Here is a 14,465-nt window from a genome sequence, read left to right as displayed (position 1 = left end):
CACGCCGGCGGTGAGGTAGGACGGCGACCTGCCCGGGCCGGACGCGGGCGCGGGCGCGGGACCGCCGTAGCCGCCGGGCGGCTGCGGTGCCGGGAAGCCCGGGTTGGCGGGCGGGTAGGTCATGGTCTCTCCTCGGGGTGAGGGACTCGACGTCCGGACCCCACGCTATCGCACGACGCAGTGGCCACGGCTGACCGCGGGCGTGTCCCCGGCCGGTCCGTGACGACACCGACGGAACACGTTCTAATTGTGCACATGGACTACGGGCTCGTGCTGTTCACCAGCGATCGCGGCATCACGCCCGCGGCGGCCGCCAGACTCGCCGAGGATCACGGCTTCAGGACCTTCTACGTCCCCGAGCACACCCACATCCCGGTCAGACGGGAGGCCGCCCATCCCACCACCGGTGACGAGTCACTGCCCGACGACCGCTACATGCGAACCCTGGACCCTTGGGTCAGCCTGGCCACGGCGGCCGCGGTGACGTCGCGGGTCCGGCTGTCCACAGCGGTCGCGCTGCCCGTCGAACACGACCCGATCAGCCTGGCGAAGACCATCGCTTCTCTTGACCATCTGTCGGGCGGCCGAGTCAGTGTGGGGGTCGGATTCGGTTGGAACACCGACGAGTTGAGTGACCACAACGTGCCGTCCGGCCGCCGGCGCACGATGCTGCGCGAGTACATCGAGGCCATGCGTGCGCTGTGGACGCAGGAGGAAGCCTGCTACGCAGGCGAGTTCGTGAACTTCGGTCCGAGTTGGGCATGGCCCAAGCCGGCCCAGCCCCATGTACCGGTCCTGGTCGGCGCGGCCGGGACCGAGAAGAACTTCAGGTGGATCGCCCGCAGCGCCGACGGGTGGATCACCACGCCGAGGGATTTCGACATCGACGCACCGGTGCGGCTGTTGAAGGACATCTGGGCCGACGCCGGACGGGAGGGCGCCCCGCAGATCGTCGCGCTGGATTTCAGGCCGGTCCCGGAAAAGCTCGAGCACTGGCGGCGGATCGGGGTGACCGAGGTGCTCTTCGGCCTCCCCGACAAGTCCGTCGCGGAGGTGGGGGCCTACGTCGAACGGCTGGCCGGAAAGCTCGCCGCGATGGTCGACCCTCCCCCGCGAACCCCTCCCCCGCGAACCCCTCCCCCGCGAGCAGACGCAAAGGGTCCCGACACGCCGTGAAGTACGGGACGTTTGTGTCTGCTCGCGCAGGAAGCGTCACAGGCTGTTCAAGATCTCCCGGGCCAATTCCGCTGCGGCAGAGGGGGTTTTGCCGACCTTCACCCCGGCGGCCTCGAGTGCTTCCTTCTTCGCCGCCGCGGTGCCCGAGGAACCCGAGACGATGGCGCCGGCGTGACCCATGGTCTTACCCTCCGGTGCGGTGAACCCGGCGACGTAGCCGACGACCGGTTTGGTGACGTTGGCCTTGATGTAGTCGGCGGCCCGTTCCTCGGCGTCACCGCCGATCTCGCCGATCATCACGATCAGCTTGGTTTCCGGATCCTTCTCGAACGCCTCGATGGCGTCGATATGGGTGGTCCCGATCACCGGGTCGCCGCCGATGCCGATCGCGGTGGAGAAGCCGAAGTCCCTCAGTTCGAACATCATCTGGTAGGTCAGCGTGCCGGACTTCGACACCAGGCCGATCGGTCCCTTGCCGGTGATGGTGGCCGGGGTGATCCCCACCAGTGCCTCGCCCGGCGTGATGATGCCCGGGCAGTTGGGCCCGATGATGCGGGTCTTGTTGCCGTGGTCGACGTTGTAGGCCCAGGCGTAGGCGGTGTCCTGCACCGGGATCCCCTCGGTGATGACCACCAGCAGGGGGATCTCGGCGTCGACGGCCTCGATGACGGCGTCCTTGGCGAACTTCGGCGGCACGAACGCGATCGACACGTCCGCGCCGGTCTTCTGCATCGCCTCGGCGACCGAGCCGAACACCGGCAACTCGACGTCGCTTCCGCTCTTGTCCTTGTGCGAGACGGTGGTGCCGGCCTTGCGGGCGTTGACACCGCCGACCACCTGGGTGCCGGCCTTGAGCATCAGCGCGGTGTGCTTGGTGGCCTCCCCGCCGGTGATGCCCTGGACGATCACCCTGGAGTCCTTGTTGAGGAAGATCGACATGGTTCAGGCGTCCTTTCCGGCCGCGAAGGCGAGTTCGGCGGCTTTGTCGGCACCGGCGTCCATGGTCTCGGCCAGCGTCACCAGCGGATGGTTGGCGTCAGACAGAATCCGTCTGCCCTCCTCGACGTTGTTGCCGTCCAATCGCACGACCAGTGGCTTGTTGGCGTCCTTGCCGAGCATCTGCAGGGCCTGGACGATGCCCGAGGCCACCGCGTCGCAGGACGTGATGCCGCCGAAGACGTTGACGAAGACGCTCTTGACCTGCTCGTCGCCCAGGATCACGTCCAGCCCGGCAGCCATCACCTCGGCCGAGGCGCCGCCGCCGATGTCGAGGAAGTTGGCCGGCTTGACTCCGCCGTGCCTCTCCCCGGCGTAGGCCACCACGTCCAGGGTCGACATCACCAGTCCGGCGCCGTTGCCGATCACGCCCACCTCGCCGTCGAGCTTGACGTAGTTCAGGTCGTGCTGCTTGGCCTTGAGTTCCAGCGGGTCGGTGGCCTCGATGTCCTCGAACCGGGCGTGGTCGGGATGACGGAAGTCGGCATTGCCGTCCAGCGTCACCTTGCCGTCGAGGGCCAGGATCTGGCCCGGATCTCCCTCACCCCGGGAGGGGGTGCGCACCAGCGGGTTGACCTCGACCAGGGTCGCGTCCTCCCCGACGAAGACCTCCCACAGCTTGGCGATGGTGACCGCGGCGGCGTCGAGCACCTCGGCGGGCAGATGGCCCTTCTCGGCGATCTGGCGGGCGAAAGCCACGTCGACCCCCTTGACTGCGTCCACCGGAACCTTGGCGAGGCGCTCAGGCTTGGTTGCGGCCACCTCCTCGATGTCCATGCCGCCCTCCACCGAGCACATCGCCAGGTAGGTGCGGTTGGCCCGGTCGAGCAGGAAGGACAGGTAGTACTCCTCGGCGATGTCGCTTGCCTCGGACACCAGCAGTTTCCTCACCACATGGCCCTTGATGTCCAAGCCGAGGATGTCCCCGGCGCAGATGTAGGCGTCCTCGGGCGTCGCGGCGAACTTCACGCCCCCGGCTTTGCCTCGCCCACCCGTCTTCACCTGCGCTTTCACCATCACCGGCCGGCCGATCTCCTGTGCGATCGCCTTGGCGTCGGCGGCGGAGGTGGTGACCCGGCCCGGGGTGGTGGGGACGTTGTGTTTGGCGAAGAGTTCCTTCGCCTGGTACTCGAAAAGGTCCATTGCGTCTCTGTTGGGCTCTCTACTAGGTCCTGGTTTGACGAAGTCGCTCCGTGGGAACTGTAACCGCAGGCAACAGGCCGTCGAACCCCGCCCGCACGGCGAAAACGGCCCGCGCCGGGTCGAAGTGACACAGGTCACAATCCCCGGCGTCACGCCCATCTGGGTTGCGACCCCGAGGTCCCAATGGTTACCGTTCACCGGACTAGATAACGCTTTGGTCACGGACTTGAGGACTTTCGTTTTGACGCAGCTTCGGACGACCCCATCCCCGCACTCGCCCGCGCGCGCCTCGGAGGCGGACCCATCGCCGCAGTTCATCGACATGTCCGATGTCGAGGATCTGACCCCGTTGCTCGACGTTCCGGCCGAGTTCGCCGCCACCAGCCGCCGCACCGGGCAGCCGATGTTCAGCAGCACCGAGGTCACCGACGTCCTGCCGCGCACCCCCAAGCACCGCCGCCAGCCCACCAGCGCAGCCAGGGGCCGTGCGCTCATCGCCGCGATGGCCGCCGGTGCGGCCGCCGCCGCCGCCTACGTCACGATGATCCGGCCCGCGCCGCAGACCACCACCCGAACCGTGCTGGCCTCCGAGATGACTCCCGCCGAGGGCACCCCCCTGACCCGCGGTCCTGAACTGGTCGCCGTCAAGCCCGCCGCCAACGCCGCGGTGCACAGCGAGGAGTTCGCCCGCGGGGTGGCCTACGCCGCCGAGCGCGCACAGCGCGAGGCGCTGCTGCAGCGTCCGGCGTTCGCGATGCCGACCCGCGGAATCTTCACCTCCGGCTTCGGCTTCCGCTGGGGTGCCATGCACGACGGTGTCGACTTGGCGGGGCCGATCGGAACGCCGATCTACGCCGCCGCCGACGGCGTCGTCAAGGAAGCCGGGTACACCAACTCCGGCTACGGCGCCTGGGTGCTGCTGACCCACTCGGACGGCACCGTGACCCGTTACGGGCACATCGATTCCTGGACCGTCCAGGTCGGTCAGCGGGTGTTCGCCGGGGACCAGATCGCCACCATCGGCAACCGCGGCAACTCCACCGGCCCACACCTCCACTTCTCCGTGCTGCTCGGCGGCCACAACGCCACCGACCCGGTGCCGTGGCTGGCGTCGCACGGTGTCCCGGTCGGCCCGTAGTCGGCTGACGGCACGTTTTCCGCCTGCCCCCCCCGCAGCGGTCCCGTCTGGCGGGCTGTTCGAATTCGAAGAATGAGGTGTGGACGTGAAGGGCTTCGTCGACAACATCGAGAAACTCACCGAGGAGAACAACGACTTCCGCAGGGTTCTCTACACCGGTCACAACCTCCAGCTCGTCGTCATGGCCATCGCGCCCGGTGAAGAGATCGGCGAAGAGGTCCACGACGACGTCGACCAGTTCTTCCGGATCGAGACCGGCGAGGGCGAGGTCTGGATCGACTCCACCCGCAACCCGGTCAAGGCCGACGACGGGATCGTCGTGCCCCAGGGCGCCCGGCACAACGTCGTGAACACCGGCAAGGAAACCCTGCGGCTCTACACCGTCTACAGCCCGCCCGAGCATGTCGACGGGACCGTCCATGCCACCAGCGCGGACGCGTCGGCCGCCCACGAGCACTTCGACGGCAAGACCACCGAATAATTACAGCTTCTGTACCGGCGCGTGGTTGTGCATCAGCTTGACCCGGCCGGCGCCGCCGAAGTCGATCAGCGACATCGCCGACTCCCCGACCCCGGAGACCTCTTCGACGCGCCCCAGTCCGTACTTGTCGTGATTGACCCGGTCACCCGGTTCGAGGACGATCAGCGGCCGCCTGCCCGCCGGTGATCGCATCGGCGACGGCCGTCCCGCCCCGCCGGGCGGCCCGAACCGTCCGGCGACCGGGGCGCTGAGCCCCGAACCCATGACCGGCCCCGGGTCGGTGCGCCGCCAGTCGATGAGGTCCTCGGGGATCTCACGCAGGAACCTCGACTCGGGGTTGAGCATGGGCTGACCCCAGGACGAGCGAATCTTGGCGCGGGAGAGATAGAGCCGCTGGCGGGCCCGGGTGATCCCGACGTAGGCCAGCCGCCGCTCCTCGGAAAGCTCGCCCGGGTCGCCGAGCGCCCGCATGTGCGGGAACATGCCGTCCTCCCAGCCGGTGACGAAAACGACCGGGAACTCCAGGCCCTTGGCGGTGTGCAGCGTCATCAGAGTGACGATTCCGGCGTCGCCCGCCGGGATGTCGTCGGAGTCGGCGACCAGGGAAACCCGCTCCAGGAACTCGGCCAGCACCCCGGCCCGGACGGCGTCCTCGCCGGCGTCGTCTTCAGCGGCCAGCGCTTCGGCGTTGGCCCGGTCGATGCTGAATTCGTGTGCGACGCTGACCAATTCGTTGAGGTTGTCCAGCCGGGCCAGGTCCTGGGGGTCGTTGGAGGACTCCAGTTCGCGGCGATAACCGGTGCGGTCCAGCACGGCCTCGACCAGGTCGCCCAACTCCTCGCCCAGCAGGCCGCGCAGTTCGTCGAGCAATTCGGCGAATCCGGCGATCGCCTTCTCCGAGCGGGTGTTGAGCATCGGCACCCTACCCTCGGCGGCGGCGGCCAACGCATCGGCGAAGGTGCACCCGGTGTTCTCGGCGTAGACGGCCAGGCAGGCCTCGGCGCGGTCGCCGATCCCGCGGCGCGGGGTGTTGAGGATCCGGCGCATGCTCACCGCGTCACCGGGGTTGTCCAGCACCCGCAGGTAGGCGACGATGTCGCGGATCTCCTTGCGCTCGTAGAACCGGACGCCGCCGACCACCTTGTAGGGAATTCCGGCGCGGACGAACACCTCCTCCAGCGCGCGAGAAGAGTTGTTGGTCCGGTAGAACACCGCGACGTCGTTGTAGCCGTGGTCGGTGCCGTCGACGAGGGTGTCGATCTCGCCGGCGACGAAGCGGGCCTCGTCGTGCTCGTTGTCGGCGACGTAGCCGACGATGAGTTCGCCGTCCCCGGCGTCGGTCCACAGCCGCTTCTCCCGCCGGCCGGCGTTGCGGGCGATCACCGAGTTCGCCGCCGACAGGATGGTCTGGGTCGAGCGGTAGTTCTGCTCGAGCAGAATGGTTGTGGCGCTGGGGAAATCGCGTTCGAAGTCCTCGATGTTGCGGATGGTCGCGCCGCGGAAGGCGTAGATCGACTGATCGGCGTCACCGACGACGCACAGTTCCGCCGGTGGCACCGTGTCGGTGTCCGGCGCGGAAACTCCGACAAGCTCCCGCACCAGGACGTACTGGGCGTGGTTGGTGTCCTGATATTCGTCGACCAGGACGTGGCGGAAGCGGCGGCGGTAGTACTGGGCGATCTGCGGGTGGCGCTGCAGCACCGCGACCGTCTCGCCGATCAGGTCGTCGAAGTCCAGGGCGTTGGCGGCGCGCAGCCGGCGCTGATATTCGAGGTAGGCCTCTGCGACGATGCGGACGAGGTCCTCGCCTCCGGGTTCCAACGCGGCGATGGCCTGCTCGGGGCCGATCAACTCGTTCTTGAGGTTGGAGATCGAGGTGGCCAGCAGCCGCGGCGAGTAGCGCTTGACGTCGATCCCCATGTCCTTGCCGATCATCAGCAGCAGACGTCGGGAGTCGTCGGCGTCGTAGATGGAGAAGTTCGAGTTCAGGCCCGGCAGCAGCGACGCCTGGTTGCGCAGGATCCGCACGCAGGTGGAGTGGAACGTCGAGACCCACATGTTCCGGGCCCGGGAGCCGACCAGCTGCGCCACCCGCTCGCGCATCTCGGCGGCCGCCTTGTTGGTGAAGGTGATGGCCAGGATCTGGCCCGGGCCGACGTCGCGGGCGGCCAGCAGGTGGGCGATCCGCCGGGTGAGGACCGCGGTCTTGCCCGAACCCGCGCCGGCGACGATGAGCAGCGGCGATCCGGAGTGCAGCACCGCCCGGCGCTGCTGGGGGTTGAGACCGTCCAGCAGTTCGGCGGACGACGCCGGGACCGGTGACTCGAACGCCTGCACAGTCATGACCCACCCAACCTACCGCCGCCCGGCGACAGCCCTTTGCGAAGGCACGCCACCTGGTGGCACACTCAGCGTGTGAATTCGCAGCGATTTTTCTACGGGGACCGGTCCGCGGTGCCCGTGGAGGCATAGCTGCTCGACTCGACAGCCCCGCGGTCCGTCCGGATCCGGGGCTCTCTTGTGTGAGGACCCGGACCGATGAGACCAGAACCCCCACACCAGGAGAACGACGACATGACCACCGAAGAACTCACCGACATCGACGCCCTGCGCGCTGAGATCGACCGCCTCGACGCGGAGATCCTGGCGGCCGTCAAACGGCGGACCGAGGTGTCCCAGTCGATCGGAAAGGTCCGGATGGCCTCCGGTGGCACCCGGCTGGTGCACAGCCGGGAGATGAAGGTCATCGAGCGGTACGGCGAACTCGGGCAGGACGGCAAAGACCTGGCGATGCTGCTGCTGCGCATGGGCCGCGGCCGGCTCGGGCACTGAGGCCGGCCATCAGGCAGCGCCGGCTCGGGCACTGAGGCCGGCCATCAGGCAGCGCCGGCTCGGACCCGGGGTTTGGCTAAGTCGGTAGGTTCGGGTTGATGATCGACTCGGTATCTACGGTGTTGCAGACGATCGCGTTGGCGACGTCGGCGAGCTTCTGACGGGTCCTGCGCGCGTGGGACCTCAGTAAGTTGAATGCGCGCTCCATATCCACACCGGCTCGCTCAGCTAGTATCCCCTTGGCCTGCTCAATGATGACGCGGGTGTTGAGGGCGGTCTGCAGTTGCTGGGTGATCAATTGCGAACGGTTCATGACTCGTTGGTGCAGGAGGCCGATCGTGGCGATGTCGGCAAGAGCTTGGCCGACTGCTACATCCGCCGGCAGGAGGGCACCAACCTCTGCCCGGAACAGGTTCAGGGCACCGACATGCTCATCACGTAGACGCAGCGGCAACGCGCACACCGAACGAAAGTTGTATTCCGCTGCCCGTTCGGCGAATTCCGGCCAGCGTTGCGGGTCGGTCCGGAGATCGTCGACCATGACTTGCTCGCCGCTTCGGAAAGCCAGCAGGCATGGGCCCAGATCGGCCGCAAGCTGAAGTGTTTCAAGCAATCGCGCTTCCTCGCTGCTCGATGCGAGCACATGCAGGTCGCCGTGGCTGTCACAGATCAACAGACCGACCGCGGCGATCGGCAGCAATGCCACGCAACTGTCGACGAGTTGCTGTGACAGCTCGACCGGGTCATAGTCCTCCACCAGGCTGGCGCCCAACCGTTTGAAGGTATCGGCTAATAGTCCGTAGTCTTCCACCGCTTAATCTCCTTGTTGAGTGGTGCCGATTAACACGGTGGCGCCTTCCTGCCGGGTCCGGGATCGCCGTGCGATTGGGGATCGAAACGAAGGCGATGATTGACGACGTCGCTTGCCACATCCTGGAGCAGTCGGTGATTGCCGAATGCGTATGCCTGAAGGCGTACGTATGCCGATCGGGCGTCGGTTCCCAGTTGCGCCATCACCATCCCGGTGGCCTGGTGGACCTCACGGGTGCTCAGCGGCTGATTCAGCCAGGACGACAATGACCCCGGAATCCGGCCATTCCCATCGACATTGATTAGCACAGCGGTGACCAGTTCGGAGACCGTTATCGCATCGGCCAGGCCGGACTTACTCAGAGCTGATCCGGTATCGCAGAAGAGGTCCAAGGACCCCACTTTGATGGCCCCGATGCGCAACGGAAGGGCGTAGATCGCGCCGATGTCGTACTTCGCGATCTCGGCGAGGAATGCCGGCCAGGATCCATGGGCCGCGGTGAGGTCGGGCAATAGGACGGGCACGCCTTGGGCGATCGCGTCGACAGCGGGCCCTTCGCCCAGGGTGACTTGTGTCCACTCGACCCGTTCGGCGACTGTGTCGCTGGCCGAGAGCACCTCCAGACCGACGCCGTTGACGTGAATCACGATTCCGGACCGCTGTACCGGCAGCGTCTGCACGCATGCGGAACACAACTGCTCGGCGCCCTCGGCTTGGTCGGCAACCGCGTCGACGAAAGCCAGGAACCGGGCCCTGGCATCCGCCGCGCCGCCCTCACCCATGTCCCGACCCACTGACGAACGGGATGGCTGGTTGCTGGGTCTGCACATCAGGAGCGTGCAGGCGGACTCGAATCACAGCAACACAATTCATCGGAGAACCGTTGTCGCCCAATGCATATCCCCACATCAGCACTAAATACCTCAAGCTTGCCGGGGGCTGGGGGAAGCTGTCCTGAAACCGACGTTACGCCCAAGGTGTCGCGAAGGCAACGCCCCGGTTTTTCCGATACCGGGCCTCTGCCCCGGGGGGCTATTTGGTCAGAGCGATGTACTTCACGTCGAGATACTCATCGATGCCTTCGAAGCCGCCCTCCCGGCCGAACCCGGACTCCTTGACCCCACCGAACGGTGCGGCGGGGTCGGAGATCACCCCGCGGTTGACGCCGACCATGCCCGAGGCGATGGACTCGGCCACCCGCAGGGCCCGATCCAGCGACTGCGTATAGATATAGGACGCCAGTCCGTACTCGGTGTCATTGGCAGCCGCGATGCCCTGCTCCTCGGTATCGAAGCCGACGATCGGCGCGACGGGTCCGAACACCTCCTCTTTGAGGATGCGCGCGTTCGGGGGAACCTCGGTGAGAACGGTGGCCGGGTAGAAGTTGCCGGGGCCGCCGGGGGCCTGACCGCCGACTGCCACCTTGGCGCCTTTTTCCACCGCGTCGTTGACCAGTTCCTGCACCGAGGCGACCTGCTTGGGATTGACCAGCGGACCCAGTTTGGTCGAAGGATCCAGCCCGTTGCCGATGCTCATCTCGCCCATCTTCTTGACGAACTTGTCGGTGAAGTCCTCCAGCAGAGGATTGGCGACGTAGAGCCGGTTGGCCGCCGTGCAGGCCTCGCCGCCGTTGCGCATCTTGGCCAGCATCGCGCCCTCGACCGCGGCGTCGACATCGGCGTCGTCGAACACCACGAAGGGGGCGTTGCCGCCGAGTTCCATCGAGGTGCGCAGCAGCGCATCGGCGGACTGTTTGAGCAGTGCCTTACCCACCCCGGTGGAACCGGTGAAGCTCATCTTGCGCAATCGGCCATCCTCAATCAGGGCGGTGGTCACCTCCCGCGGCTGATTGCTGGGCAGCACCGACAGCACACCCTTGGGCAGTCCGGCATCGTCGATGAGCTTGGCCAGCAGCATCATCGTCAGCGGCGTCTCCTGCGCCGGCTTGACGATCATGGTGCACCCGGCCGCCAGCGCCGGGCCGATCTTGCGGGTCCCCATCGCCAGCGGGAAGTTCCACGGTGTGATCGCGTAGCAGGGGCCGACGGGTTGTTTGGTGACGACGATCCGGCCGGTCCCGGCCGGGCTGGGGGTGTACCGGCCGTGGATGCGAACGGCCTCCTCGGCGAACCAGCGGAAGAATTCGGCGCCGTATTTGACCTCGCCCATGCTTTCGGCGAGGACCTTGCCCATTTCCAGGGTCATCAGCGTCGCGAAGTCGTCGGCGCGCTCGATGATCATCTCGAACACCGACCGCAGGATCTCACCGCGCTCCCGGGCCGGGGTGGCGGCCCACTCGTGCTGGACCGCGCAGGCGGCGTCCAGGGCGGCGACCGCGTCGGCGGCGTCGGCGCTGGCCAGCGTGGCGAGCACCTCGTCGGTGGCCGGATTTAGCACCTCGAAGGTGGACTTCGCCGCACGCTCCTCCCCGCCGACCCACAGGCCGGTGGGAACCGACGCCAACAACCGCGAGACATCTGGGTTAGCCATAGCTCAATGATCTACCCCATGGAAGGCCGGTGGCGCATAGGGTCTGGACAATGAGCGCCGACACCGGGGATATCACTGCCAGCGCCGCCTGGACCGCGCTGGGCCGCCGTTACCAGCAGATCGCCGACAAGCATCTGCGGGAGTTATTCGCCGAGGATCCCGACCGGGGCCGGGAGTTGACGCTGAATGTCGGCGACCTCTACATCGACTACTCCAAGCACCGGGTCGACCGCCAGACCCTGGCGCTGTTGGTCGATCTTGCCCGCACGGCGGGACTTGAGCAACGCCGCGACGCCATGTACGCCGGTGAGCACATCAACACCTCCGAGGACCGGGCGGTGCTGCACACCGCGCTGCGGCTTCCGCGGGAAGCCACACTGAGCGTCGACGGTCAGGACGTCGTTGCCGACGTGCACGCGGTGCTCGACGCGATGGGCGACTTCACCGACCGGCTGCGCTCGGGCGACTGGACCGGGGCCACCGGCAAGCGGATCGAGACCGTCGTCAACATCGGCATCGGCGGCTCGGACCTCGGCCCGGCGATGGCCTATCAGGCGCTGCGCCACTACGCCGACGCCGGGATATCGGCGCGCTTCGTCTCCAACGTCGACCCGGCCGACCTGGTGGCCAAACTGGACGGACTCGACCCTGCCACAACGCTTTTCGTCGTCGCCTCCAAGACGTTCACCACCCTGGAGACGCTGACCAACGCCACCGCGGCGCGACGCTGGCTGGTCGACGCCCTCGGCGACGACGCGGTGTCCAAGCACTTCGTGGCGGTTTCGACGAACAGGAAACTGGTCGAGGAGTTCGGCATCGACGCGGCGAACATGTTCGGGTTCTGGGACTGGGTGGGCGGCCGTTACTCGGTGGACTCGGCGATCGGGCTGGCGCTGATGGCGGTGATCGGCCGGGCGGCCTTCGCCGACTTCCTGTCCGGCTTCCACCTCGTCGACCGCCATTTCGCCACCGCGCCACTGGAGTCCAACGCACCCGCGCTGCTGGGCCTGATCGGGCTGTGGTACTCCGACTTCTTCGGCGCCGAAACCCGGGCGGTGCTGCCGTATTCGAACGACCTCGCGCGTTTCGCCGCCTATCTGCAGCAGCTGACCATGGAGTCCAACGGCAAGTCGGTGCGCGCCGACGGAACGCCGGTTTCCGTCGCCACCGGGGAGATCTTCTGGGGCGAGCCCGGAACCAACGGCCAGCACGCCTTCTACCAACTGTTGCACCAGGGCACCCGACTGGTGCCGGCCGACTTCATCGCCTTCTCCCAACCGACCGACGACCTGCCCACCGCCGACGGGACGGGCAGCATGCACGACCTGCTGATGAGCAACTTCTTCGCCCAGACGCAGGTGCTGGCGTTCGGCAAGACCGCCGAGGAGATCGCAGCCGAGGGAACACCGGCCGAGGTGGTGCCGCACAAGGTGATGCCGGGCAACAAGCCGACGACGTCGATCCTGGCCACCCGGCTGACCCCGTCGGTGCTGGGTCAGTTGATCGCGCTCTACGAGCACCAGGTGTTCGTCGAGGGGGTGATCTGGGGGGTGGACTCCTTCGACCAGTGGGGGGTGGAACTGGGCAAGACCCAGGCCAAGGCATTGCTGCCGGTGATCACCGAGGCGGCCTCGCCGGCCACCCAGTCCGACAGTTCGACCGACGCGCTGGTCCGCCGCTACCGGCAGGAGCGCGGCCGCACCCCGTAACCCCCCGCCCTCTCCCGCGAGCAGACGTAAACGTCCCCGGCATCGCGGCGTGTCGGAGACTTTTACGTCTGCTCGCGGGGGTGATTGAGTCGCGGGTTCATTTGAGCAGCCTCGACATCCGCCGGTCGGCGAGCACCTTGCCGCCGGTCTGACATCCAGGACAGTACTGAAACGACTTGTCCGCGAGGGACACTTCCCGCACCGCGTCACCGCACACCGGGCAGGGCAGGCCGGTGCGGGCATGTACCTGAAGACCGGAGCGCTTCTGCCCCTTCAATTTTGCGGCCTGCTGGCCGACCGAGCGTTCGACGGCGTCGCTGAGCACCGACGCCATGGCGGCGTGCAGGGCCTCCACCTGCGCCGCGGTTAGTTTCGACGCCGTCGCGAACGGTGAGAGCCGCGCGGCGTGCAGGATCTCATCGCTGTAGGCGTTGCCGATCCCGGCGATGACCTTCTGATCGGACAGGACGGTCTTGATCCGACCGCCGTTGGGCGCCAACAGATCACCGAGTCGTCCGGCGCTGAGACTCAGCGCGTCGGGTCCCAGCGTCGCGATGCCGGGCACCGCCGCGGGGTCGGCGACCAGCCACACCGCCAGGCGCTTCTGGGTGCCTGCCTCGGTGAGGTCGAAACCCTCTCCGCCGTCGAGATGCACGCGCACCGCGATCGGACCCTTGCCGGGCCGCAGCGGGGCCGGGCTGAGTCGGTCCGACCAGCGCAGCCACCCGGCCCGGGACAGATGGGTGATCAGGTGCAGATCACCGGCCTCCACACCCAGGTACTTTCCCCAGCGATGAGCCGCGGTGACGGTGCGGCCGTGCAGGGCGGTGGTCGGCGGGTCGAAGGTCTTCAGCGCCGACAGCGACGCGACGTCGACCCGGATGACGGACTTGCCGACGGCATGCCGGCGCAGATGGTCGGCGAGCGCTTCGACTTCGGGGAGTTCGGGCACTCAGCCGATGGCGCGCTCGGTGCTGCGCATCGGGCCGGAGAGCACCCAGCCCACGATGGACAACAGGACGGCCGCCCAGATCGCGGTCCACCAGAACTTGTCGATGTGCAGACCCCAGTGCGTGGTGTGGTCGGTGATCCAGGCGGTGATCCACAGCATCAGCGCGTTGACCACGACGTGGAACAGGCCCAGCGTCAGCACGTACAGCGGCAGTGAGAGAAGCGCGACCAGAGGCTTGACGATGGCGTTGACGAACCCGAAGACCAACGCGACGAAGAGAATGATGCCGACGCGCTGCGCGGTGGTCTCACCGCCGACGAAACTCATGCCCGGCACGATCAGGGTGACCAACCACAGCGCAAGGCCGGTGAACGCCACGCGCACCAGGAAACTCATGCTCCCATGATGTCACGCGCGCAGCAGATAGGTGTCCATGATCCAGCCGTGACGGGCGCGTGCGTCGGCGCGCACCGCGGCGATGCGCCGCCCCACCGCGCCGACGGTTCCGGCCACCAGGATTTCGTCGGCGGTGCCCAGATAGGCGCCCCACCAGATCCGGGTCTGCGGCGGACAACCCAGGAATGCGCAGTCCCCGTCGAGCATCACCACGGCCGACCCGGTGAGCCCGTTCTCCCGGAGCCGGCGTCCGGTGGTGATCAGCACCGGCTCGCCCACGTCGTTTAGCGGGATGCGGTGCCGGGCGGTCAGCGCCTGGACCGCGGTGATGCCGGGGATGA

The 14,465-nt window shown here is 67.3% G+C and carries 13 protein-coding genes and 2 pseudogenes; 5 read left to right on the top strand and 10 right to left on the bottom strand.

What is annotated here, in order from left to right; translation table 11 throughout:
* Positions 1-255: 255 nt before the first annotated feature.
* Positions 256-1,101 (top strand): annotated as a pseudogene (locus ADBZ5U_RS08790) (LLM class F420-dependent oxidoreductase); the annotation flags it as partial.
* A 111-nt stretch (positions 1,102-1,212) separates the two neighbouring features.
* Here the strand turns inward: ADBZ5U_RS08790 and sucD are convergent.
* Both sucD and sucC read right to left on the bottom strand, forming a co-directional pair.
* Positions 1,213-2,115 (bottom strand): succinate--CoA ligase subunit alpha, encoded by a 903-nt coding sequence (sucD, locus tag ADBZ5U_RS08785; protein ID WP_526264473.1) that lies wholly within the window; start codon positions 2,113-2,115, stop codon positions 1,213-1,215.
* Between the two features lie 3 nt (positions 2,116-2,118).
* Positions 2,119-3,315 (bottom strand): ADP-forming succinate--CoA ligase subunit beta, encoded by a 1,197-nt coding sequence (sucC, locus tag ADBZ5U_RS08780; RefSeq protein WP_526264471.1) that lies wholly within the window; start codon positions 3,313-3,315, stop codon positions 2,119-2,121.
* Positions 3,316-3,637: 322 nt separating this feature from the next.
* On the opposite strand from sucC, the gene ADBZ5U_RS08775 reads away from it, so the two are divergent.
* Together ADBZ5U_RS08775 and ADBZ5U_RS08770 are read left to right on the top strand one after the other, a co-directional pair.
* Positions 3,638-4,453: a M23 family metallopeptidase gene (locus ADBZ5U_RS08775; protein WP_526264469.1), complete on the top strand. Its 816-nt coding sequence runs from the start codon at positions 3,638-3,640 to the stop codon at positions 4,451-4,453.
* Positions 4,454-4,532: 79 nt separating this feature from the next.
* The gene (locus ADBZ5U_RS08770) at positions 4,533-4,934 is read left to right on the top strand and encodes a cupin domain-containing protein (protein WP_526264467.1); all 402 of its coding nucleotides are present in this window, start codon (positions 4,533-4,535) and stop codon (positions 4,932-4,934) included.
* On the opposite strand, the gene ADBZ5U_RS08765 is transcribed toward ADBZ5U_RS08770, so the two are convergent.
* Positions 4,935-7,277 (bottom strand): UvrD-helicase domain-containing protein, encoded by a 2,343-nt coding sequence (locus ADBZ5U_RS08765; RefSeq protein ID WP_526264465.1) that lies wholly within the window; start codon positions 7,275-7,277, stop codon positions 4,935-4,937.
* Positions 7,278-7,472: 195 nt separating this feature from the next.
* Between ADBZ5U_RS08765 and ADBZ5U_RS08760 the strand changes: the two genes are divergently transcribed.
* On the top strand, positions 7,473-7,766 hold the full coding sequence (locus ADBZ5U_RS08760; RefSeq protein WP_526264463.1) for a chorismate mutase: 294 nt from the start codon (positions 7,473-7,475) through the stop codon (positions 7,764-7,766).
* 76 nt (positions 7,767-7,842) lie between these two features.
* On the opposite strand, the gene ADBZ5U_RS08755 is transcribed toward ADBZ5U_RS08760, so the two are convergent.
* The 3 genes from ADBZ5U_RS08755 to ADBZ5U_RS08745 all read right to left on the bottom strand — a co-directional run bounded on the left by ADBZ5U_RS08755 (position 7,843) and on the right by ADBZ5U_RS08745 (position 11,067).
* Positions 7,843-8,577 (bottom strand): GAF and ANTAR domain-containing protein, encoded by a 735-nt coding sequence (locus ADBZ5U_RS08755; RefSeq protein WP_526264461.1) that lies wholly within the window; start codon positions 8,575-8,577, stop codon positions 7,843-7,845.
* A 29-nt stretch (positions 8,578-8,606) separates the two neighbouring features.
* Positions 8,607-9,359, bottom strand: a complete 753-nt coding sequence (locus ADBZ5U_RS08750; RefSeq protein WP_526264459.1) for an ANTAR domain-containing protein — start codon at positions 9,357-9,359, stop codon at positions 8,607-8,609.
* 250 nt (positions 9,360-9,609) lie between these two features.
* Positions 9,610-11,067, bottom strand: coding sequence for an NAD-dependent succinate-semialdehyde dehydrogenase (locus tag ADBZ5U_RS08745; protein WP_526264457.1), 1,458 nt, complete (start codon positions 11,065-11,067; stop codon positions 9,610-9,612).
* A 50-nt stretch (positions 11,068-11,117) separates the two neighbouring features.
* Here ADBZ5U_RS08745 and pgi point away from each other — a divergent pair, with 50 nt between their 5' ends.
* On the top strand, positions 11,118-12,776 hold the full coding sequence (pgi, locus tag ADBZ5U_RS08740; protein WP_526264455.1) for a glucose-6-phosphate isomerase: 1,659 nt from the start codon (positions 11,118-11,120) through the stop codon (positions 12,774-12,776).
* 97 nt (positions 12,777-12,873) lie between these two features.
* On the opposite strand, the gene ADBZ5U_RS08735 is transcribed toward pgi, so the two are convergent.
* From ADBZ5U_RS08735 to ADBZ5U_RS08720, 4 genes and pseudogenes are all read right to left on the bottom strand, one after another.
* Positions 12,874-13,341 carry a zinc finger domain-containing protein gene (locus ADBZ5U_RS08735; RefSeq protein ID WP_526264475.1) on the bottom strand — a complete coding sequence of 156 codons (468 nt, stop codon included), beginning with the start codon at positions 13,339-13,341 and terminating at the stop codon, positions 12,874-12,876.
* A gap of 84 nt (positions 13,342-13,425) precedes the next feature.
* Positions 13,426-13,728, bottom strand: a pseudogene (locus ADBZ5U_RS08730) (DNA-formamidopyrimidine glycosylase family protein); the annotation flags it as partial.
* Complete coding sequence (locus ADBZ5U_RS08725) at positions 13,729-14,124, bottom strand: phage holin family protein (RefSeq protein WP_526264453.1); 396 nt, start codon at positions 14,122-14,124, stop codon at positions 13,729-13,731.
* Positions 14,125-14,136: 12 nt separating this feature from the next.
* Positions 14,137-14,465: SAM-dependent methyltransferase (locus ADBZ5U_RS08720; RefSeq protein ID WP_526264451.1), on the bottom strand; the 329-nt coding region annotated here is incomplete at its 5' end.

The sequence above is a fragment of the Mycobacterium sp. genome, assembly GCF_040398885.1.
Classification (GTDB): Bacteria; Actinomycetota; Actinomycetes; order Mycobacteriales; family Mycobacteriaceae; genus Mycobacterium.
This window is presented reverse-complemented; position numbering and strand designations above follow the sequence as displayed.